The sequence below is a fragment of the Streptomyces sp. CBMA291 genome, from assembly GCF_014596525.1.
GTDB lineage: Bacteria > Actinomycetota > Actinomycetes > Streptomycetales > Streptomycetaceae > Streptomyces.
In genome coordinates, this window is the sequence record NZ_MSJP01000013.1 from 28,248 (window position 1) to 52,410 (window position 24,163).

Sequence of the window (24,163 nt, forward strand, 5' to 3'; positions counted from 1 at the left end):
CAAATCGCGCTGTATGAAGGGCGGTTGATACGGGGTGGCGGGCCCCTCGGTGACGGGGTCGCTCGGCGGTTCATGTCACGGTGCGGGCGGAAAGTCCCCGGGCGGACCGCGTCAGGGTGAGGGGAAGGGCGTGGTCGGACGCGCTGCACGGAGGGGAAAGCCCGTGGTCGGACCCGCTGTACGGCGGGGGGAAAGTCCGTGGTCGGGTCGGGTCGGGTCGCGGCGGGGGCGAGGGGCCTCCGGCCGGGCCGATGGCGTGGGGGGACGCGCTCATCGGCTCGGCCGGTTTCCCGGGGAGGGTCCGTCTGTGCCACCCCTCGTGGAGACGGCCCGGGAAGGAGCCAGAGCATCGTGCCGGAGGCCGGCGCGAATCCCTCGCTGGCGGCAGGATCGTCGCCTTTCGCCGACGTGCCGGGCAAACGTCTCCGCGCCCCGATGTCACTTCTTCCGCCGTTTCTCCGTCGCTTTGTGTACTTCTTGCCCGGACTTTGAGTCACCGTCCGCATCATGGGGCATGGCCCCGGGGCCATCACGACGACGTTCGATTCAGGGGAGTGCACGTGGGCAGCGAGTGGTTACGAACTTACGCTCAGGCCGGGGAGCGGCCCGGCGGCCCCGGCCCCGGAGTCCGGCTGGTCTGCTTTCCGCACGCCGGCGGCGCGGCCAGCGCCTACGTCCGGCTCGCCCGGCTGCTGGGGCCCGAGTGCCAGGTGCTGAGCGTGCAGTACCCGGGCCGCCACGACCGGCGGCACCAGGAGCCGGTGCCGGACATCGGGCGGCTCGCCGACGCCCTCGCCGAGGAGGTGGCCCGGGAGGTCCCGGGGCGCTACGCCTTCTTCGGGCACAGCATGGGAGCCGTCGTCGCCTACGAGACGGCCCGCAGGCTGAGCGGACACCACGGTCCCGACCGCCTGTTCCTCTCCGGCAGGGGAGCCCCGCGCGGCGAGTCCGGCGCACACGACCGGATCCACACGGACGCGGAACTCATCGCCGCCGCCGCCATGCTGGGCGGCACGGCGGCCGACCTCCTGGACGATCCGGACATCCGCGAGATGATCCTGCCCGCGCTGCGGGCCGACTACCGCGCGCTCGCCTCCTACGCGTGGACGCCCGGTCCCAAGCTGGACATGCCCTTCACCGTGCTCATCGGCGACAGCGACCCGGTCGTCTCCGTGGCCGATGCCGCCGCCTGGGAGGCGTTCACCACCGCCCCCACCGAGCACCGGGTCTTCGGCGGCGGTCACTTCTACCTCCACGACGGACACCACCTCGACGCCGTCGCCCGGCTCGTCACCGCCGGTCTGACCGAACCGGCCCACCACCCGGCGCACGCCGGAGCCGGTGCGGAGGGCGGGGCCTCGGGGTCCTCGAACGACCGTTGGGGCGGGGCGGGTTCCGCATGGAGGTGAACCGCTGGACCGACGTCTGGATCGGCGGCGCCGCCACCGCCGGCTCCGAACGGCCCCACGAAGCCCCTCGCCCCACGGGGGAGGCCTCTCGCGCACTCCGGCACGACGTACGGAACGCCCCCGCCGACCGGCCCGACCCGGCGGCTCCCGCGGGCCCGACGGCAGAGCACACCGATCGAGCCGATCGCGCGGAACGTGCCGATCGTGCCGAGCGTGGCGATCGGGTCGATCCGGCGGACCTGGTGCTGCGCGCGGCGCGGACCGCGTGGCGGCGGTCGGGGGCGTCGGACGCGGGCCTGGACCTCGTCGTCCACGCCGGGACCGAGGGGTCCGGCGTCGCGGGTGGCACGGCCGCCCGGGTGCTGCGCGGACTCGGCTGCCCCACCGCCACCGCCTGGGAAGTCTGGCGGCACGCGGGCGGCGGGGTGCTGGCCCTGCATCTGGCGGCGCGGTACGTCTCGGGCGGGACCGGCACGACCGCCCTGGTCACCGCGGCGGACGGCGCGTCGGCACCCGGGGACGGCCGACGGGGGATTTCCGGCCGGTCGGGCCCGTCCGAGGCGGCCGGCCTCGTCCTCACCACGACGGCGGGGGTGGCCCGGCTGCTCTCGACCGCCGCACTGGGCGAACCGCCGCACGGTGCCCTGCTGCGCGGCGACCTCCCCTGGCGGGTGCCCGCGCACCGCAACGCGCCGAAGAGCCCGGGGCACACGGCGGCACGCGGATCGGGGCCGTGGAGACGGGCGAGACGGGGCGGGGGACTGCCCGGCGCGGGGACCCCGGCGCACCGGGTCGCACACGACATGGCCCATGACGGCGTACACGACATCGGTCGTGACGGTGTACACGACATCGCGCCCGCGTACGGGATGCCGCCCGTCCCCGTCGCCTCGCTCGTGCCCACGTCCCGGCTCGGTGAGCGGGAGGGCGAGGCGGTGCGGCTCGCGCTGGCGGAGTGCGGGCGCGCGGTCGACGACGTGGCGTACTGTCTGCTCGCCCGGGGAGACGGCGGCGGGCGCACCTCGGGCGGACAGGTCGCGGCCCTGGTCCGGCTGCTGGAGTCCGGTCCTGCCGGACACGGGGACACCGTGGTGATGGTCGGCGGTGACGGGCGGGGCGTCGGCTGTGCCGTCCTCGAAGTCGCTCGCGCTCCGGGGCCGGATCACCGGCCTGATCCCCTGCCACTCGGACGGTCGTTCTAGTCGTCTAGTCCGTCAGGTGTTGATGTTTGACCGGATGTTGTCGTTCGAGGGGGCCGTTCCGGGCATATGTCGAAGCAACTCTTCCGTAATTGCCCGGTATCCACCACCGAGTAGATCGTTCAGGGCTGTACAGAACGCTCGTGGAATGTTTTCGTTAGAGACGTGAGCAGCGCGTCTGTATGGGGCGTTCTACTCAGTCAGCATGTGACGCGGTGGAGGGCTTCGCGATGTGGTCTGTAGGACCGTGTGCGGGTGGGCCGGACGGGCCATCCGTACCGGCACCGCTGGTCGCCGAAGCGAGCGGACGTGTTTTCGCCTCCCTGGTGCGCAGCGGCTACCGGCTCAAGGCCGAGCAGTACGTACGGGCGCTGCTCGCCGTACCGGGACGCAAGACCCTCAAGACCATCGGCGCGCAGTGGGGAGGAGCGGCGGCAGGGCAGAGCATGCATCACTTCATCGCCACCTCCCCGTGGGACTGGCGGCCGGTCCGCCGCGCCCTCGCCGGGTACGCACAGCGGACGCTCGCACCCGAGGCCCTGGTCGTGGCGCCCGCCGTCGTCCTCGGGACGCCGCCCCGTCCGGCCGGAGCCGACCGGTCCGCCGTACGCCGCCGAGGCCCGGCCGAGGCCCGCCCGCAGGCCCTGGGCGCCTGGCTGGTGTCGGAGGCGGGCTCCGTCCCCGTGGACTGGCACCTGATGCCCCTGCCCCGGTTCGGCGGGGTGGCGGGAAGCCGCCCCGAGACCCCCGCCCGACCCGCGGCCCCGGCCCGCTCCGAGACCCCTGCCCGACCCGGCGCCGACGTCCGCCCCGACACCCGCCCAGACACCCGCTCCGATACGGACATCCACCCCGCCGCCGACGGCCACCCCGGCTCCCATGGCCGCCGCGGCTCCGATGGACACCCCGCCGACAACGGCGTCGGCGTCACCCGCGCCCCCGCGTCGCACGCGCGGGTCCTGGAGGCCGCAGCCGACGCCGCCCGGCTGCTCCGTCCCTGGCACGGCCCGATCGTGGTCGACGCCGAGGGGCCCGGAGCGGTCGAGCTGATCCACGGGCTGCTGTCGCGCGGCGAGGACTTCATCGTCCGGGTCGCGGCCGGAACGCCCCTGCGGATCGACCGCTCCCGGTTCCCGCGCTGGGACGCGCGGGCGAGCACCGCGGCGGGACTCGCCGCCGCCCTGACGGAACTGCGCCGCCCCCTCGACCCCGGCACGTCGGCGGTCACCGCCGCCGCCATCCCGGTCACCGTCGAACCCCGCTCGGCCCGCGAGCACCCGCCCGCCCTGCTGCTGCTCGGCCAGTGGGACCGGGGACGGGAGCCCCGCTCCCTGTGGGTGACGAACATCCGGTCCCTGTCCCTGCCCGCCCTGATGCGTCTCGCCCGGCTGTCCGACCGCGTCAGACACGACATGGCTGACGTCTCGGAGCCGTTGGGGCTGCGCGACTACGCCGGACGGTCCTACCGGGGCTGTCACCACCACCTGACCCTCGTCTCCGTCGCGCAGTTGCTCGCCGTACTGCACGCGGCGGCGGACCGCCCAGCCCATCGGTGCGCCGCGTGACGCGGCCGGGCGGAACGGGACGCCGCCCGCCCGGCGCTCCGCCCGCCCGCCTCGCGACCACCCACCGAGTCCCGCCGAACACGTGCTGATCATCACCGGACAGGAGTGCGCGCTGTGGAATTAAGGCTCAGTGGTTCCTTCGAGATCGTCACCGGAGACGGAGAAGTCCATGCCCCCAGAGCCCCCAAGGTCTCCCGGCTCCTCGCCGTCCTCGCGCTCCAGCCGCGGACGACGATCGCCACCGACACGCTGATCAGGGAACTGTGGGGAGAGAGCCCGCCCGCGGGCGCCCTGCGCACCCTCCAGACCCACGTCTACCACGCCCGCCGCATGCTGGCGGACATCCGGGCCTGCCCACCGGGCCGTGAGCCACTGGTCACCAAGGGGCCGGGCTACCGGCTCGACGTGGACGACGAGGACGTCGACGTGCGCGCCTTCGAGAACCTCGTACGCCGTGCCCAGTCGGAACGGGACGCCGGGCTCCTCGACGCCGCGTCCCACCACGTCACCCGCGCGTTCGGCCTGTGGCGGGGCCCCCTGCTGAGCAACCTCCCGGTGGGCGCGGTCCTCGCGAGCCGGGCCGCCCGTCTGGAGGAACTGCATCTGCGGGCCCTGGAGCTACGCGTGGAGATCGCGGGCGCGCGCGGCCAGTTCCGGCACATCCTGCCCGATCTGCGCGTGCTCGTCGACGAGTACCCCCTGCACGAGTGGTTCCACGGACAGCTCATCCAGGCACTGCACCGGGTGGGCCGCCGGGGCGAGGCCCTCCAGGCCTATCGGAACCTCTACACCCTGCTCAGAGCCGAACTGGCCCTGGAGCCTTCGGCCGAGCTGAGAAACCTGCACGCGAAGATCCTTCAGTCGGCCGCCACCGGGGCCTACGAGCGGCCGGACAGCCAGGCCGCCTGACGCACGTACGCCATCCGGCGACGACGGGCAGGTCCGGTGACGACGATGTCACGGGACGGTGAAGACCGGGACAGGCGGATCACGACGGCAACACGCCGACCGACCTCGCGGCCGCCTCGGCGCCACCCCGACCGCCCTCGCACCCGACACGTCCGGCCTTCGCGCCGGGTCGGACCAGGGCGGCCCACCGCGAGATCCGGACTCCGTTCGGACACGGGGCTGTTCGTCAGCGCGCCTCAAGGGACCGAGGCGGGTGGAGACACCCGCCACATCGAAGGGGGAAAAATGCAGTTCCGCGTACTGGGTCCGCTCGAAGTGGTCGACCAGGGGGGGCCAGTGATCCTGCGCGGCACCAAGCAGCGTGCCACGCTCGGGTTCCTGCTGCTCCAGGCGAACCGGGTCGTACCCGTGAGTCAACTGCTCAACGCCCTGTGGGGAGTCGACGAAGCCCCCACCACGGCGCGCAAGATACTTCAGAACGCGGTGTACGGCATACGCGGGCTGCTCTCCCCCCGGGCCATGTCCCTCCAGCCCGAGACCTACGCGCAGACGGGCCCGACGCTGCTCACCCAGCCCGCCGGCTACATGATGCGGGTCACGCCCGAGCACGTGGACCTGCACCTGTTCCACTCCCGGGTCGCGCAGGGACGCGAACAGCGGATGCGGGGAGCGCCGGAACAGGCGGCGCCGCTGCTGCGCGAGGCGCTGGGCCTGTGGCGCGGTCCGGCCCTCGCCGACCTGGTGGAGGCCGGGATCGACTGGCCCGAACTCGCGGCCCTGGAGAAGACCCGACTGGACGTCATGGAGGACTACTTCGACGCCCAGCTGGCATGCGCACGCCATTACGAGGTGCTGCCGGAGCTGGAGACCATGGTCCAGGCCGAGCCACTGCGGGAACGTTCCTGCGGACAGCTGATGCTCGCCCTCTACCGCTGCGGCCGCCAGGCCGACGCCCTCAACGCCTACACCCGGCTGCGGACCCAGCTCGTGGAGAACCTGGGGCTTGAGCCCGCCCGCGAACTGCAAGCCCTGCAACAGTCCATCCTCATCCAGGACATCTCGCTCTCCCCGGGCACGGGCGGACCGCCGCCGGACCGGACCGGCGACGGAGCGGCACGCGACGGCGGCTACGGGATCGTCCGCACCGAGGCCACCGTCATCGCGCCGCCGCCCGCGCCGCCGAGCGAACCCACGCCGCCGGTACGCCTCCCCGACGGCACACGCCGCAGGGTGGCCATCCTGTCCGTCTCCACCCGGCTCACCCCCGCACCGGGCGGCGGCACCGGCGAGGACATGGACGACCTCCTGGCCGGGACGACCCTGATGGTCCGGGAACAGATCGAACGGTTCGGCGGGAAGGTCACCGCCTCCATCGGATCGGTCTCCCTGGCACTGTTCGGCCTGGAGGACCCCGGCGGCGAGAACGTCAGCCGAGCGGTCCTCGCCGCGCTCGCCGTCCGCGACATCCTCCTCGTCGCCGCCGACACCGGCCGGTCGACGGCACGCGCCGCCGTGACCGTGGGCGACGTGCTGCTCCGCCAGGGGGAGCCGGGCGACGCGCCCACCGTCGTCGGCACCGTCCTCGACGAGTCCCACGCCCTGCTCTCCAAGGTGCCCGGCGACGAGGTGTGGGTGCGCGACGAGGTACGGCGGGCCACCGCGGGCACCATCTCCTACAGCAAGGTCGAGGACGAGCCGCAGCTGTGGCGGGTGACGGGACGGCGGGAGTTCACGGCGGGACACGGCGCCATCGAACGCCAGACGTGCGAACTCGCCGTACTGGGCGGCCTCGCCCGACGCACCTGGCACCGGTCCGTGCCCCACCTGGCCACCGTCCTCGGCGAGGAGCAGAGCGGCAGAAGCCAGCTCATCGAGGACTTCCGCAGGTGGACCGCGCACCAGGCCGACTCGGTGCCGTTCCTGACCGGCCGCACCCCGTCCGCCCTCGACGAGGACCCGCTCCAGGCCCAGGCGGAGATGCTGGCCGCCTACTTCGGGAGCCGCCCGGGGGAGGACGGCACCGCCGCCCTCATCCGCGCGGTGCGGGCACTGCCCGAGTCGGAGCGGACGGCCGACTGGATGATCGACCGCCTCGCGCCGCTCGTCGACGGCGCGCCGCGAACGGCCGAGGCCTACGGCGGGGACGAGCGCATGACCGACACCCTCCACGCCTGGCGCGCCTTCTTCCAGCAGGTGGCACGCCGACGGCCGGTCGTCCTCGCCTTCGACGACCTCCACCGCGCCTCCGGCCGCGTCCTGGACGCGGTCGAGGCCTGCGCGGGCCCGGTGGGCCGCTCCCGGCTCTTCGTCGTCGCCGCCGCGGGCCCGGACCTGCTGCTGCGCCGCCCGTCGTGGGGCGGCGGGAAGCCCCACACGACCACGGTGACCCTCGACCTCCCCGACAGCACCGACGCCGAGCCCCTGGAGGAGGTGCTCCGCTCCGCGCCGGTCCACTGACCGACGCCACCGCCCACTGGCCCTTTTCGGCCACCTCTCCGGGGTGCGGCATCGGCGTCCACCGCACCCCCGCCAGGCGCGGGCCGGCCCTCGGGCCGGTCCGCGCCCAGGCATGCCCCGGCCCGTCCGCCGCCTCCACCGTCCGGAGGCCGCCCGCCGGGGCCGCTCTCGACGGCCGCTCCCGAGGGCCGTTCCCGGGGACCGCCGCCTCCCGCCCGTACCGACGCTTCGGAGTTCCGTACGGAGCCCGCGAGGCCGCCGGAAGCACATTTCACGGAATTCCCCGGCCCCGCCACCCGGGCACCTCGCCCGACAACCGTCCATCCGGACATCCGGGCGTCCAAACCCATGGCCCGGTAATCGGCCGACCTGTCACCGAAGCCCATCGCCCGGTAATTCGCGCGCCCCGGCCCCCGATGACCTGCCCATGACCACACGTTGGATTCCGCAAGCACAGGATGGCACGACGACAAGGAGCGCCATGAATGCGGAAAACGCGGCAACCGAACTCGCCGAGCCCCATCTGCGCCGACTGCTGGGCAGCGCGGGACTCGACGTCGAATACGTCTCCGGGGAGGGCAACACCCTCTACCGGCGCACCGACACCGGCACACCGACACCCGTCCTCGACTTCGCCGGCGGCTACGGTTCCCTGATCCTCGGCCACAACCACCCCGCCATCGTCGCCCGCGCCAGGGAACTCCTGGACGCCCGCACGCCGGTGCACGCCCAGTTCTCCTCCCACCCGTACGCTGACCGCCTGGCCGCCGAACTCAACCGCGTCGTCCACCGCGAGACCGGCGTCGACGAGCCCTACTACGCCACCTTCGCCAACAGCGGGGCCGAGGCGATCGAGGCGGCCGTCAAGCACGCCGAGATGGACCGGGGCGCCCGCCTCGCCGCCGTACTGCGGGAGACGGAGGCGGACGCGGAGCAGGCCCGTACGGCGGTCATCGCCGGTACGGCGACCGTCCCCGCGGCCCTCTACGAACGGCTCGGAGTGCCGCGCCCGGCCCGGGACGAGGACGGCATCGGCCTCCTGATCGCCGCGGCCGACGGGCGCAACGCCGAGGTCGCCCGGCGGGCACCCGTGCTGCTCGCCCTCGAAGGCGGCTTCCACGGCAAGCTCATGGGAAGCGTCCAGCTCACCCACAACGAGGGCTACCGGGCCCCCTTCGCGACCCTCGGCCTGCGCACCCGGTTCGTGCCGAAGGACCGCCCCGACGTGCTCAAGGAGATCCTGGGCGAGGAGCGACGCACCCTGTACGCGCTCCGCCCGCGCGACGGCCGGATCGAACTGGCCGAGCGCGACCACCCCGCCTACTGCGCCTTCCTCCTCGAACCCGTCCAGGGCGAAGGCGGCATCCGGCCGCTGACCCGCCGGTTCGCCGAGGAGATCCAGGAGTTCGCCGACGAGGCCGACTGCCCGCTCGTCGTCGACGAGGTGCAGAGCGGCATGGGCCGCACCGGCGCCCTGCTGGCCGGGGCCGCCCTCGGCCTGCGCGGCGACTACTACGTCCTCGCCAAGTCCCTGGGCGGCGGCATCGCCAAGGCCTCCGTCATGCTCGTACGGGAGACCCGCTACCGCCCCGAGTTCGAGCTGGTGCACAGCTCCACCTTCGCCAAGGACAGCTTCTCCTGCCACATCGCGCTGAAGGTGCTGGAACTCCTGGAGGCCGACGACGGGCGCCTCTACCGGCAGGCGGCCGAGCGCGGCGAGGCCCTCGCCGCGATGCTCCGCCGGGTCGCGGCCGACTTCCCCGACGTGGTCAAGGAGGTACGCGGCCGGGGCCTGATGCAGGGCTTCGAATTCCACGACCAGAGCGAGGCGAGCAGCCCCCGACTCGCCGAAGCCGCCCGCTCCGGCCTCTTCGGGTACGTCATCGCGGGCCACCTGCTGCACGCCCACGCCATCCGCACCTTCCCGACGGCGAGCGCCGTGCACACCCTGCGCTTCGAGCCCTCCGTCCTCCTCACCGACGAGGAGATCGGCCGTCTGGAGCGGGCCCTGACCGATGTGTGCCGGATCATCCGGGACCAGGCCGCGGACCGGCTCGCCGTACCGGCCTGACCCGCCGGGCACCGCCCCGCGAAGCCTCCGGCGCCCCGGCCGGAAAGGCGGAGCGGACCCCTCGTGAAAGCTCCGAAGAAACCGCCCGTACGCGAAAGGAAGGCCGGACGTGAGAACGGAAAACGACCGGCCGGGAAATGAGCGCACGGGCCCGCCCGGAAGAACAGGGGCCGTACGGGACTCCCGTACGGCCGGCGAAACGGAAAGCGACCCGGCGGGAAACAGAACCCGCCCGTACGGCCCCGGCGCGCCTCGTGCACGTCACCTTCTCGGGAATTCAGCCAGGAAAGGGCAGCGGAACATCATGATGAGTGAGCACGCTCCGGCGGAGGCCGTCACCGGCGACCACCGCAACGAACCGATCGCCGTGGTGGGGCTGGCCTGCCGGCTGCCAGGAGCGGCCGGGCCCCGGGCCTTCTGGGAGCTGCTGACGAGCGGAACCAGCGCCGTCACGGACGTGCCCGCCGATCGATTCCCGCCAACCACCCGGCCCGCCGTGCGGCGCGGTGGCTTCCTCGACGCCGTGGACGCCTTCGACGCGCCCTTCTTCGGCGTCTCGCCGCGCGAGGCGGCCGCCATGGACCCCCAGCAGCGGCTCGTCCTCGAACTGTCCTGGGAGGCGCTGGAGGACGCGGGCATCGTCCCCGCCTCCCTGCGCGACAGCCGTACCGCCATGTTCGTCGGCACCCTGCGCGACGACTACACCTCGCTGCTCTACCAGCGCGGCGACGCGGCCGTCACCCAGCACACCATGACCGGCGTCAACCGGGGCATCATCGCCAACCGCGTCTCGCACCACCTGGGACTGCGCGGCCCCAGCCTCACCGTGGACGCCGCCCAGTCCTCCTCGCTCGTCGCCGTCCACCTGGCCTGCGAGAGCCTGCGCTCCGGCGAGTCCACCGCCGCGCTCGCCGCCGGAGTCAACCTCAACCTGCTCGCCGAGCACACCCTGACCGAGGAGCGGTTCGGCGCCCTGTCGCCCGACGGCGTCAGCTACGTCTTCGACGCCCGCGCCAACGGCTTCGTACCCGGCGAGGGCGCGGGTGTCGTCGTCCTCAAGCCGCTGAGCCGGGCGAAGGCCGACGGGGACCGCGTCTACGGCGTCATCCTCGGCAGCGCCGTCAACAACGACGGCGCGACCCCCGGCCTGACCGTCCCCAGCGAGGAGGCCCAGCGGCAGGTGCTGCGCGCCGCCCGCACCCGCGCCGGGGTGGCCGCCGACGAGGTGCAGTACGTGGAACTGCACGGCACGGGCACCCCGGTCGGCGACCCCATCGAGGCGGCGGCCCTCGGCGCGGAACTCGGCGCAGGACGCTCGCACGAGACCGCGCTGCACGTCGGCTCGGTCAAGACCAACATCGGCCACCTGGAAGGCGCGGCGGGCATCGCCGGTCTCCTCAAGGCGCTCCTGGGCATCCACCACCGGACGCTGCCGCCGAGCCTGAACTTCGCCACCCCCAACCCCGCCATCCCCCTCGGCGAGCTGGGCCTCACCGTCCACACGGAGACCGGCCCCTGGCCACGCCCGGACCGCCCGCTCGTCGCGGGCGTCAGCTCCTTCGGCATGGGCGGCACCAACTGCCACGTGGTCCTCGCCCAGGCCCCGGAGACCGCCGGGACCGCCGGGGCTGCCGGGACCGCCGGGGCTGGAGAAGGCACCTCCGCCGTATCGACCGCCCCCGCCCCCGCCCAGGAGCAGGAGCAGGACCAGGCCGCCCCCGCGACCGACGGCGACGAGCCCCGGTTACTGCCGTGGCTGCTCTCCGGGGTCGGGCGTGCCGCGCTGGGCGCGCAGGCGGCGCGGCTGCACGCGTTCGCCGCCGACACGGAAGCCGCGCCCGTGGACGTGGCCTGGTCCCTGGCCACCACCCGCGCCACCTTCCGGCACCGTGCCGTCGTGCTCGCCCGCGACGCGCGGGGCCTCCTCGCCGGTACCGAGGCCCTCGCCGAGGGCCGCGCCCACCCGGCCGTGACCACCGGCGCCGCCCGCCCCGGCCCGATCGGCTTCGTCTTCACCGGGCAGGGCTCGCAGCGCCTCGGCATGGGCCTGCGGCTGCACGCCGCCTTCCCCGCGTACGCCGCCGCGTTCGACGAGGTGGCCGAGGCCCTCGCCCGGCACCTGCCCGTCTCTCCGGCCGAGGTGATCCGCACCGGGGAGGGCATCGACGACACCCTCCACACCCAGCCGGCCCTGTTCGCCGTGGAGGTCGCGCTCCACCGGCTCGCCGAATCGTTCGGCCTGCGGCCCGACTTCGTGGCCGGGCACTCCATCGGCGAACTCGCCGCCGCCCACGTCGCCGGAGTCCTCGACCTGCCCGACGCCGCCACCCTGGTCGCCGCACGCGCCCGGCTCATGCAGTCCGCGCGCGGCGGCGGCGCGATGATCGCCGTACAGGCGGACGAGGCCGAGGTGACGGAACTCCTCGCGAGCCGGCCGCGCCTGGCGCTCGCCGCGGTCAACGGGCCGCACTCCGCCGTCATCGCGGGTGACCCGGACGCCGCCGAGGAGCTGGCCGGCGTCCTGCGCGCCCGGGGCCGCCGCGTCCACGCCCTGACCGTGAGCCACGCCTTCCACTCCCCGCACATGGACGGCATCCTGGACGACTTCCGCGAGGCCGCCGCACGGCTCACCTACCACGCACCCCGCGTCCCGGTCGTCTCGACGCTCACCGGAAACCTGGCCGACGGCACCGACCTGCGCACCGCCGACTACTGGGCCGACCAGCTGCGCGGCACCGTGCGGTTCGCCGACGCGGTGCGCACGCTCCAGGCCCGGGGCGTCGTCACCCTCGTCGAGATCGGCCCCGACGCGGTCCTCGCGCCGCTGGCCCGGCAGACGACGGACGAGCTGACCACCGTGCCCCTGCTGCGCAAGGACCGCCCGGAGCCCGACGCCTTCGTCACCGCCCTCGCCACCGCCCACGTCCACGGCGCGCCGGTCGACTGGGACCCGCTCCTGCGGGACACCGGCGGGCGCCGCGTCGAGCTGCCGACGTACGCCTTCCAGCGCACCCGGCACTGGCTGGACGACGCCGCACCGACCGCGCCGAACTCCCGCCCCGCACCCGTGACGCCGGTCGACGCGCCCGCGCCCGCCGCGCCGGCCTCCGCCCCGCACCCCCGAGGCGAACTGGGCGAGCGGCTGGCGGCGATGTCCGAGGCGGAGCGCCGCCGTACCGTGACCGAACTGGTCGCATCGCACATCGCGGCGGTGCTCCAGTACACGGGTGACGAGCCGATCGAGCGGCACACGCCGTTCCAGGAGCTCGGGTTCACCTCCCTGATGACCACCGAACTGCGCACGGAACTCGCCGCCGCCACCGGCCTGCGACTGCCCACCGGCCTGGTCTTCGACCACCCCACGCCGCACGCCCTCGCCGCGTTCGTCGAGTCGGAGCTGCTCGGCGCGGGCGCCGGGGCCGCCGCACCGGACACGGCGGGCCCGGCGGACGGCGACGAGCCGATCGCCGTCATCGGCATGGCCTGCCGCTACCCCGGCGGGGTCGCCTCGCCCGAGGACCTCTGGCGGCTTGTGGACGAGGGCGTCGACGCCGTCTCCGTCTTCCCCCGCGACCGGGGCTGGGACGACGACCTCTACGACCCCGATCCCGAGCGGCCGGGCAAGAGCGCCGTCCGGCACGGCGGGTTCCTCGCCGAAGCCGCCGAGTTCGACGCCGGGTTCTTCGGCATCTCGCCGCGCGAGGCGCTCGGCATGGATCCGCAGCAGCGGCTGCTCCTGGAGACCTCCTGGGAGGCGGTCGAGCGGGCCGGGCTGCTGCCCGAGGACCTGCGGGGCACCCGTACCGGCGTCTTCGTCGGCGCCACCTCCCTCGAATACGGGCCCCGCATGGAGGACGCCCCCGAGAACGTCCAGGGACACGTGCTGACCGGCAGCACCGCGAGCGTCATGTCCGGGCGCATCGCCTACCAACTCGGCCTCATCGGACCGGCGGTGACCGCCGACACGGCCTGCTCCTCCTCCCTGGTCGCCCTGCACCTCGCGATCCGCTCCCTGCGCTCCGGCGAGACCGGCATGGCCCTCGTGGGCGGCGCGGCCGTGATGTCGTCGCCCGGCATGTTCGTGGAGTTCTCCCGCCAGCGCGGGCTGGCCCCCGACGGCCGCTGCAAGTCGTTCAGCGCGGACGCCGACGGAACCGGCTGGAGCGAGGGCGTCGGCATGCTCCTCGTCGAGCGCCTCTCCGACGCCCGGCGCAACGGCCACCGCGTCCTCGCGGTCATCCGAGGCTCCGCGATCAACCAGGACGGCGCCAGCAACGGCCTGACAGCCCCGAGCGGTTCGGCCCAGCGCAGGGTCATCCACGAGGCGCTCGCCGACGCGGGTCTCGGCCCCTCGGACGTGGACGCGGTCGAGGCGCACGGCACCGGCACCACCCTGGGCGACCCCATCGAGGCCGAAGCGATCATCGCCACCTACGGCAGCGACCGGGCGGACGGGGCACCCGTCTACCTGGGCTCGCTCAAGTCCAACATCGGCCACGCCCAGGCCGCCGCCGGAGTGGGCGGCATCATCAAGATGGTGCAGGCCATGCGGCACGGCGTCCTGCCCCGGAGCCTGTACGCGGACCGGCCGACCCCGCGCGTGGACTGGTCGGAGGGAACCGTCACCCTCCTGAACGAGGCCCGGGACTGGCCCGCCACGGACCGCCCGCGCCGCGCGGCGGTCTCCTCCTTCGGCATCAGCGGCACCAACGCCCACGTGATCCTGGAGGCGGAGCCCGCCGGGGACACCACCGCCCCGACGGCCCCGGCCGGCGCGGAGACGACCACGACCCCGTCCACGATCACATCCGTGACCGCGTCCGCGTCCGCGTCCGCCGAGGGCACCCGCGCGAGCCACCCCACCGAGGCCGCCCCCGCCTTACCCCCGGCCGCCCAAGCCCAGGCCGAAGACCAGCCCCGGACCGACGCCCGAGCCCAGGCCGACGCCCAAGCCCAAGGCGAAGGCGAAGGCCGGCCCCGGACCGACGCTCAGCCCCAGGCCGACACCCAGCCCCAACCCCCCGGCACCCCCACCTCGGACCAGGAGCCCTTCCCCACCCCCTGGGTGCTGTCCGCCCGCGACCCCGAGGCGCTGCGCGCCCAGGCGGACCGGCTGCGCGGGCACCTCGGGTCCGACGCCGACCCGGTGGACGTCGGCTGGTCCCTCGCCACGACCCGTACCGCCTTCGAACAGCGGGCCGTGATCCTCGGCGGTGACCTGGCCGAACGCCTGGACGCCCTCGCCGCCCTCGCCGACCAGGACGAGCCCCGCCATCCGCGCCTGGTCACGGGCGACGCGGCGACCGGCCGTACCGCGTTCCTCTTCACCGGACAGGGCGCCCAGCGCGTCGGCATGGGCCGCGAACTGTACGCGGCGCACCCCGTCTTCGCCGCCGCCCTCGACGAAGCCCTCGCCGCCTTCGACGGCCTGCTTCCCCGGCCGCTCAGGGAGGTCCTGTTCGCCGAGGCGGGCACCGAGGCCGCCGCCGCGCTCGACGAGACCCGCTACACCCAGCCCGCGCTGTTCACCGTGGAGACCGCCCTCTTCCGCCTCCTCGGACACCACGGCATGACCCCGGACGTGCTGGCCGGACACTCCGTCGGCGAGATCGCCGCGGCCCACGCGGCCGGTGTGCTCTCCCTGGCGGACGCCGCCGCACTGGTGGCCGCCCGCGCCCGGCTGATGCAGTCCGCCACCCCCGGCGGCGCGATGATCTCCGTACAGGCCACGGAAGAGGAGATCCAGGCCGATCTGGCCGGCCGGGAGCACGAGGTGTCCCTCGCCGCCGTCAACGGCCCCCGGTCCGTGGTCCTGGCCGGAGACGCCGCCGCGGCCGAGGAGATCGCCGCCGTCTGGCGCGCCCGCGACCGCAGGACGACCCGCCTCGCGGTCAGCCACGCCTTCCACTCCCCGCACATGGAAGGCATCCTCGACGAGTTCCGCGCGGTGGCCGCCGGTCTCACCTACCACCCGCCCACCCTGCCCGTCGTCTCCACCGTCACCGGTCTGCCCGCCACACCCGAGGAGCTGACCTCGCCGGACTACTGGACCCGGCAGATCCGCGCCACCGTCCGCTTCCTCGACGCCGCCCGGCAGCTGAGGCGGCAGGGCGTCACCGTGGCCGTCGAACTGGGCCCGGACACCGTCCTCGCGCCGCTCGCCCGCCTGGCCGCCGACGGCGAGCCGTTCACCGCCGTTTCGCTGATGCGGGCGGGCCGCCCCGAGGGCGACACCGTCGCCGAGGGCATCGCCCGCGCCCACATCGCGGGCGCCCCGCTCGCCCCCGCCACCTTCTTCCCCGGCGGCGCCCCGGTCGACCTGCCCACCTACGCCTTCCGACGGCAGCGCTTCTGGCCGGAGGCACAGCCCGCCTCGGGCGCCCGGGGCCTCGGCCTCGACCCCGCCGACCATCCGCTGCTCACCACGGTCGTGGACCTCGCCGAACGCGGCGACGCCGTCCTGACCAGCCGGGTCTCCGTGAGCGCCCAGCCCTGGCTGGCCGACCACGTCATCGCCGGGACCGTCCTGCTGCCCGCCACGGCCTTCCTCGAACTGGCCGTCGCCGCGGGTGACCAACTGGGCGCCCCCCACGTGGAGGACCTGATCCTCGAAGCGCCCCTCGCGCTGCCCGCCACCGGAGCCGTACGCCTCCAGGTCGGCGTCGGCGCCCCCGACGAGACGGGCCGGCGGGCGATCACGGTGCACTCCGCGCCCGACGGCGACGACACCCCCGCACGCTCCTGGACCCGGCACGCCTCCGGCACGCTCGCCGCCCCGCCGTCCGACGCCCGCCCGGCCGCCGAGCCGACCGGGCCCGCCGCCGACCCGGCCGCCAGGGACGAGGCGTACACCCGCCTCGACGCCCTCGGCTACTCCTACGGTCCCGCCTTCCGCAACCTCGTGGCGGTACGGCAGGACGGCGCGGACGTCTACGCCGAGGTGCGGCTGCCCGAGGAGCACCGCGAGTCGGCCGGCCGGTTCGCCGTCCACCCCGCCCTCCTCGACGCCGTGCTCCACCCGCTGGTCCTGGCCGCCGCACCGCCCTCGGACCCCGACGGCCTCCGGCTGCCCTTCGCCTGGTCGGGCGTCACCGTGCACGCGGGTGGCGCGACCGAACTGCGGGCCCGCATCAGCCCGGCGGGCGAGGACACCTTCCGCGTGTCCCTGACCGACCCGGCGGGGGAGCCCGTCGCCGAGATCGAATCGCTGACCCTGCGCGAAGTGGACACGAAGCGACTCGCCGCGCCCACCGCGCACTCCCTGTACCGGCTCGACTGGACGGCCCCCGCCGCCCCGTCGGCCGGGCACACCCCCCGGTGGACCGAGACCGGCGACGCCCTCGATCCCGCCGACGGCACGGAACCCGCCGACGTCCTCGTCCTGCGGGCGACCGGAGGCGACGACGCCGGACTCGCCGCGGCCGCCCGGGTGCTCGCCGGTGTCCAGACCTTCCTGGCCGACGAGCGCCACGGCGACTCCCGCCTGGCCGTCGTCACCCGCGGCGCCCTCGCCGTCCTGCCCGGCGAGGACGTCACCGACCCCGCCGCCGCAGCCGTCTGGGGCCTCGTCCGGTCCGTACGCTCCGAACACCCCGACCGGCTGCTGCTCGTCGACCTCGACCCCGCCGACCCGGACACCCGGGCCCTGGACGCGGCACTCGCCGCCGGGGAGCCCGAGACGGCCGTACGCTCCGGACAGGTACGGATCCCGCGCCTCGCACCGGCCCCGGCGGAGCCCGCCGCCGCACCGCCCGCGTTCGACCCGGACGGCACCGTGCTCGTCACCGGCGGCACCGGCGGACTCGGCGCCCTCTTCGCCCGCCACCTCGTCACCCGGTACGGCGTCCGGCACCTGCTGCTCTCGGGCCGCCGAGGCCCCGACGCGCCGGGCGCGGCCGAGACCGCCCGCGAACTGCGCGACCTGGGCGCCTCGGTGACCCTCGCGGCGGCGGACGTCGCCGACCGCGACTCCCTCGCGGAACTGATCGGCTCCGTGCCCGCCGCACACCCCCTGACCGGCGTCGTGCACGCCGCCGGAATCCTGGACGACGCCACCGCCCTCTCCCTCACCCCGGAGCGCCTGGCCGCCGTCCTCGCCCCCAAGGCGGACGCGGCCTGGCACCTGCACGAACTGACCGCCGGAGCGGACCTCGCCGCCTTCGTCCTGTTCTCCTCGGTGTCCGGCCTCCTCGGCACCGCGGGCCAGGGCAACTACGCGGCCGCCAACACCTCCCTCGACGCCCTCGCCCACCACCGCCACGCCCGGGGACTGCCCGCCCTCTCGCTGGCCTGGGGCCTGTGGGACACGGGCAGCGGCATGGGCGCCACCCTCACGGACACCGAGCGCGCCCGCTGGCGCCGGGCCGGTCTTCCGCCGCTCACCGCAGAGCAGGGCCTCGCCCTGTTCGACACGGCGCTCACTACCGGCGAACCGCTGCTCGCCGCCGTCACCGTACGGCCCGCCGCGACCGACCGGCCCCAGCCGCTGCTGCGCGGACTCCAGCCCGCCCGCGCCCCGCGCCGCGCCGCCGCGACCCGTACGGGCTCCGGCGGCTCCGACGGCGGCTCCGACTGGGCGCGACGGATCACCGCGCTCCCCGAGGACAAGCGCGCCGAAGCCGTCCTCGGCCTCGTCCGCGCCACCGTCGCCGACGTCCTCGGCCACAGCGGGGCGAACGCCGTCGCACCCGAACGCGCCTTCAAGGAGATCGGGTTCGACTCGATGGCCGCCGTCGAGCTGCGCAACCGGCTCAGCCAGGCCACCGGCACCCGCCTGTCCGCCACCCTCGTCTTCGACCACCCCACCCCCCGGGCGGTCGCCGACCGGCTCCTGAGCCAGGTGACCGCGAAGGGCCGGCTCGCGCCCGCCGCTCCGGCCGTCGAGCGGGCGGCGGCCGACGAGCCGATCGCGATCGTCGGCATGGCCTGCCGCTACCCCGGCGGCGTGGCCTCCCCGGACGACCTGTGGCGCCTGGTCGCCGACGGCGTGGACGCGGTCAGCGAGTTCCCCGCCAACCGGGGCTGGGACCTCGCGGGACTGTACGACCCCGACCCGGACCGCGGCGGTACGAGCTACACCCGGCACGGCGGCTTCCTGCACGACGCCGACCTCTTCGACGCCGGATTCTTCGGAATGCCGCCGCGCGAGGCGACGGCCACCGACCCCCAGCAGCGCCTGCTGCTCGAAGTCGCCTGGGAGGCCTTCGAGAGCGCGGGCATCGACCCTGCGACCCTGCGATCCAGCCAGACGGGCGTCTTCGCGGGGGCCATGTACGACGACTACGGAACCCGCGCGGCCGCCTCGGCGGGCGAGTTCGAGGGCTTCCTGCTCGCCGGTAACCTCTCCAGCGTCCTGTCCGGCCGGGTGGCCTACACCTACGGTCTGGAGGGCCCGGCCGTCACCGTCGACACCGCCTGCTCCTCCTCCCTGGTCGCGCTGCACCTGGCGGCGGGCGCGCTGCGCGGCGGCGAGTGCGACCTCGCCCTGGCGGGCGGCGTGACCGTGATGGCGCAGCCGACGACGTTCGTGGAGTTCTCCCGGCAGCGCGGCCTCGCCCCCGACGGCCGCTGCAAGTCCTTCGCCGCCGACGCCGACGGCACCGGCTGGTCCGAGGGTGTCGGCGTGCTCGTCCTGGAGCGGCTCTCCGACGCCCGCCGCCGAGGCCACCACGTCCTCGCCCTGGTACGCGGCTCGGCCGTCAACCAGGACGGCGCCAGCAACGGCCTCACCGCCCCCAACGGCCCCTCCCAGGAGCGGGTCATCCGCCAGGCGCTGGCCTCGGCGGGCCTCACCCCCGCCGATGTGGACGCGGTCGAGGCACACGGCACCGGCACCACCCTCGGCGACCCCATCGAGGCGACGGCCCTGCTCAACACCTACGGCCAGGAGCGGCCCGGGGACGACCGCCCGCTGTGGCTCGGCTCGCTGAAGTCGAACATCGGGCACGCGCAGGCGGCTGCGGGCGTCGGCGGCCTGATCAAGATGATCAAGGCCATGGAGCACGGCGTGCTCCCCAGGTCCCTGCACCTCGAAGAGCCCACACCGCACGTCGACTGGGACGCGGGCGCGGTCGAGCTGCTCACCCGGGAACGGGCCTGGCCGAGCGACGGCCGACCGCGCCGAGCGGGCATCTCCTCCTTCGGCATCAGCGGCACCAACGCCCATGTCGTCATCGAGCAGCCCCCGGCCCCGGAGCCCCTCGCGGCCTCGGAACCCGGCCCGGCGCCGGAGACCGCTTCGGCGACGGAGCCCGCTCCGACTCCGGAGGCCGCCCGGGCACCGGAATCCGCCCCGGCGGCGCAGCCCACCCCCGTACCGGCATCCGCCTCCGTACCGGCATCCGCCCCCGTCCCCTGGATCCTGAGTGCCAAGAGCGAGGACGCTCTGCGGGGGCAGGCGGAACGGCTCCTCGCCCACCTGGGCGAGCACCCGGAGCAGGCCGACGCCGACATCGCCCTGACCCTGGCGACCGGACGGTCCGTCCTGGACCACGGGGCCGCCGTCGTCGGCGGCGACCGCGACACCCTCCTCGACGGTCTGCGGGCCCTCGCGCAGGACCGGCCCTCCCCGGCCGTGCTGCGCGGCCGCGCCAAGCGGTCCGGCCGGACGGCGTTCCTCTTCACCGGCCAGGGCAGCCAGCGCCTCGGCATGGGACGCGAACTGTACGAGACCTCGCCCGTCTTCGCCCGCGCCCTGGACGAGGTGTGCGCCCGGCTCGACGCGCACCTGGAACGCCCCTGCAAGGAGGTGCTGTTCGCCGAGCCCGGCACCCCCGAGGCCGCGCTGCTCGACCGCACCGACTTCACCCAGGCGGCGCTCTTCGCCCTGGAAGTGGCGCTCTTCCGCTGGTACGAGCACCACGGCGTACGGCCCGACGTCGTCTTCGGCCACTCGGTCGGCGAACTGGCCGCCGCGCACGTCGCGGGCGTCCTCGACCTGGCCGACGCGGCGACCCTGGTGGCCGAGCGCGGCCGGCTCATGCGGTCGGCCCGCTCCGGCGGGGCGATGGCCGCGGTCGAGGCCACCGAGGAGGAGGTCCTCGAAGACCTGGCGGCACACGGCGGTGACGGCGCCGTCGCCGTCGCGGCGGTGAACGGGCCGCGCGCGGTGGTCGTCGCGGGCGACGGCGAGGCCGTCGACGCGCTGACCGCCCGCTGGTCCGAGCGGGGCCTGCGCACCCGCCGCCTGACGGTCAGCCACGCCTTCCACTCCCCGCACATGGACGGCGTCCTGGACGAGTTCCGCGCCGTGGCCGGCCGGCTCACCTTCCGGCCGCCGGTCATCCCCGTCGTCTCCGACGTCACCGGCGTCCTCGCCACCGAGGAGCAGCTGACCTCGCCGGACTACTGGGCCCGGCACATCCGCCAGACCGTGCGCTTCCTCGACGGCGTACGGACCCTACGGGACGAGGGCGTGGCGCACTTCGTCGAACTCGGCCCGGACGGCGTCCTGACGGCTCTCGTCGGCGCCGCCCTGACCGACGAGCCCGGCGTCCTCGCCCCCGCCCTGCGCCGGGGCAGGCCCGAGCAGGAGAGCGCCGTCGGGGTGCTCGCGCTGCTGCGGCTCCAGGGCGCCGGACCCGACTGGTCCCGGCTGCTGCCCGACGGCCGCCGGGTGACCCTGCCCGGATACGCCTTCCAGCGCAGGCGCTACTGGCTCGACGCGCCGTCCGGCCCGTCCGGCGACCCGGCGGCGCTCGGCCTGGGCGCCCTCGACCACCCGCTGCTCGGCGCCTCCGTGCGCCGGGCCGGCCGGGACGAGGTCCTGTTCACCGGCCGCCTGTCCCTGCGTACGCACCCCTGGCTCGCGGACCACGCGGTGGCGGGCACGGTCCTGCTTCCGGGCACGGCCCTGCTGGAACTCGCCACCCGCGCCGCCGACCTGAGCGGCTGCGACCGGGTCTCGGAACTGCACCTGCTGGCCCCGCTGGTGCTGCCCGAGCACGACGAGGTACGGATCCAGGTATCCGTCGGCGCCCCCGACGCGGACGGTGAACGCCCGCTGGACATCCACGGCAGCACCGACGGCGACGAGTGGACCCTGCACGCCCAGGGCGCCCTGGGCACCGGCGCGGGCCCGGCCGAGGGCCTCCTCGTGTGGCCCCCGGCGGGTGCCGAGGAGATCGCCCTGGACGACGCCTACCCGGCCCTCGAAGGACACGGCTACGCCTACGGGCCCGCCTTCCGGGGCCTGCGGCGCCTGTGGCACGGCGGCAACGAGCTGTTCGCCGAGGTGGCCCTGCCCGAGGAGGTCCGGGAGGAGGCGGCGCGCTTCGGCCTCCACCCTGCGCTCCTCGACGCGGCCCTGCATCCGCTCCTGCCCGGCGTGGCCGACCCGTCGGCCCCCGCCCGGCTGCCGTTCACCTGGTCCGACGCGACCGTCCACACCACCGGGGCCACGGCCCTGCGCGTCCGGCTGAGGCTGCCCGAGGACACCACCGCCGACACCCTGAAGGCCGAGCTGACGATCGCCGACGCGACCGGACTGCCCGTGGCCTTCGTGGGCGCGCTGACCCTGCGCCTGCTCTCCGCCGACGCCGTACGGGCGGCGGGCCAGGGCCACGAGAGCCTCCTCCCGCTGACCTGGGAGCCCCTGCCCACAGCGGAGCCCGCTCCGGCCGAGGCCGACTGGCTCGCCCTCGGCACCTCGCCCTTCGCGTCCGTCGCCGTCCGCCCCGACCTGCGGGCGGCCGCCGAGGCGCGGCCCCCGGTCCTGCTGTGGGAGCCGCCGACGGACGGGGACGGCGGCACCCTGCCCGACCGGGCCCGCGCCCGGCTCGGCGACGTACTCGCCCTGCTTCAGTCGTTCCTCGCCGACGAACGGTTCGACGGCACCCGCCTGGTGGTCCTCACCAGGGGCGCGACCGCCGTCGAACCCGGCGAGCCGGTCGAGGACCTGGAGCGGGCAGGGCTGTGGGGGCTCCTGAAGGTCGCCGGAGCCGAGCATCCCGACCGGGTCTCCGTCGTCGACATCGGCGCCGACGGCTGCGCCGAGGCCGAGCTGCGGGCGGCACTCGCCACCGGGGAGCCGCACCTCGCGGTCCGCGCGGGACGGGCGCTGGCGCCTCGGCTGACCAGGGCCGCCGTCGAGCCCGCCGCCGAGGCACCCCGCTGGGACGACGGCACCGTGCTCCTGACCGGGGCCACCGGCACCCTCGGCGGCGTCCTGGCCAGGCATCTGGTCGCCACCCACGGGGCACGCAGGCTGCTGCTGCTCTCGCGGCGCGGCGAGCAGGCTCCGGGAGCCCCGGAACTCCGGGCCGACCTGGAAGGGCTCGGCGCCGAGGTCGTCTTCGCGGCCTGCGACGCGGCCGACCGCACCGCTCTCGCGGCGGTGCTCGCGGCGATCCCCGCCGAAGCCCCGCTGCGGGCCGTGGTGCACACCGCGGGCGTCGTGGACGACACGGTGATCGGCGAACTGACGCCCGAACGGCTCGACGCCGTACTCCGGCCGAAGATCGACGCGGCGTGGAACCTGCACGAGCTGACCGGGGACGCCAAGCTGTCCGCGTTCGTCCTCTACTCCTCCGTCGCCGGTCTCCTGGGCACGGCGGGGCAGGCCAACTACGCGGCCGCCAACACCTTCCTGGACGCGCTCGCCCAGCACCGCCACGCCCAGGGCCTGCCCGCCACCTCGCTGGCCTGGGGCCTGTGGGCGGGCGCCAGCACGATCAGCTCCGGGCTCGGCGAGACGGACCTGCGACGCCTGGCACGCAGGGGACTGCGCCCGATCTCCGACGACGAGGGCATCACGCTGTTCGACCTCGCCCTGTCCGGATCGCTCCCGGTGGTGGCCCCGACCGGCGTCGACCTCGACACGCTGCGCCGACAGGGCGCGGACGCCGCACCGGTACTGCGCGGCCTGGTGCCGAGGCCCGCCGCACGCAAGGCGGCGGGGGCGACCGGGGCGACCGGTTCGGCCGGGAGCGCTTCCGGCGGGGCGCTCTCGCCCCTCGCGCAACTGGCCGGGCTCGGCAGGCCGGAGCGTACGGCCGCCCTCCTCGACCTGGTGCGCGGCCAGGTCGCCGGAGTGCTCGGGCACGCCGACCCCTCGGCCATCGCCGCCGAACTGTCCTTCCAGGACCTCGGCTTCGACTCGCTCACCGCGGTGGAACTGCGCAACCAGCTCGGCCCGGCCATCGGACTGAAGCTGCCCACCACCCTCGTCTTCGACCACCCGAACCCCACCGCCCTGGCCGAGCACCTCGCCGGTCTCGTGGAACGCGAGTCGGGCACGAGCGGTGACGCGGTCCTCGCCGAACTGCACCGGGTGGGCGCGGCGATCGGCACGCTCACGGCGGACGACGAGGCCCGCGACCGGATCACGGACCGGCTGCGCGAACTCCTGACCCTGGTGGGCGCCGGCTCGCCGGACCGCACCGACCGGGCCCCGGCCCCGATGGAACCGGCCGACCTGGACACCGCCACGGACGAGGAGCTGTTCGCCCTGCTCGACGAGACCGACTGACCACGCCGGCACCGCCCACCCCGACCGCCCATCCCGACACCGCCCACCTCGACCGCCCGGTCGGGCCGACCCCGACCGATCACCCC

The 24,163-nt window shown here is 75.1% G+C and carries 7 protein-coding genes; all 7 read left to right on the forward strand.

Features of this window, described 5'->3' with window-relative positions; translation table 11 throughout:
* Positions 1-560: 560 nt before the first annotated feature.
* On the forward strand, positions 561-1,409 hold the full coding sequence (locus BU197_RS03570) for a thioesterase II family protein (RefSeq protein ID WP_317452327.1): 849 nt from the start codon (positions 561-563) through the stop codon (positions 1,407-1,409).
* On the forward strand, positions 1,400-2,611 hold the full coding sequence (locus tag BU197_RS03575) for a hypothetical protein (RefSeq protein ID WP_188266696.1): 1,212 nt from the start codon (positions 1,400-1,402) through the stop codon (positions 2,609-2,611). The genes BU197_RS03570 and BU197_RS03575 overlap by 10 nt, the downstream gene beginning before the upstream one ends.
* A 227-nt stretch (positions 2,612-2,838) precedes the next feature.
* Positions 2,839-4,173 (forward strand): transposase, encoded by a 1,335-nt coding sequence (locus BU197_RS03580; protein WP_223183931.1) that lies wholly within the window; start codon positions 2,839-2,841, stop codon positions 4,171-4,173.
* A 114-nt stretch (positions 4,174-4,287) separates the two neighbouring features.
* Entirely contained in the window at positions 4,288-5,082 is a 795-nt protein-coding gene (locus BU197_RS03585; RefSeq protein WP_188266698.1) for a BTAD domain-containing putative transcriptional regulator, read from the forward strand.
* Between the two features lie 285 nt (positions 5,083-5,367).
* A complete protein-coding gene (locus BU197_RS30220; protein WP_223183930.1) occupies positions 5,368-7,539 on the forward strand; it encodes a BTAD domain-containing putative transcriptional regulator in 2,172 nt (723 codons plus the stop codon).
* 481 nt (positions 7,540-8,020) lie between these two features.
* On the forward strand, positions 8,021-9,610 hold the full coding sequence (locus BU197_RS03595) for an aspartate aminotransferase family protein (protein ID WP_188266699.1): 1,590 nt from the start codon (positions 8,021-8,023) through the stop codon (positions 9,608-9,610).
* A gap of 304 nt (positions 9,611-9,914) precedes the next feature.
* The gene (locus tag BU197_RS03600) at positions 9,915-24,077 is read left to right on the forward strand and encodes a type I polyketide synthase (RefSeq protein ID WP_188266700.1); all 14,163 of its coding nucleotides are present in this window, start codon (positions 9,915-9,917) and stop codon (positions 24,075-24,077) included.
* Positions 24,078-24,163: the final 86 nt, after the last annotated feature.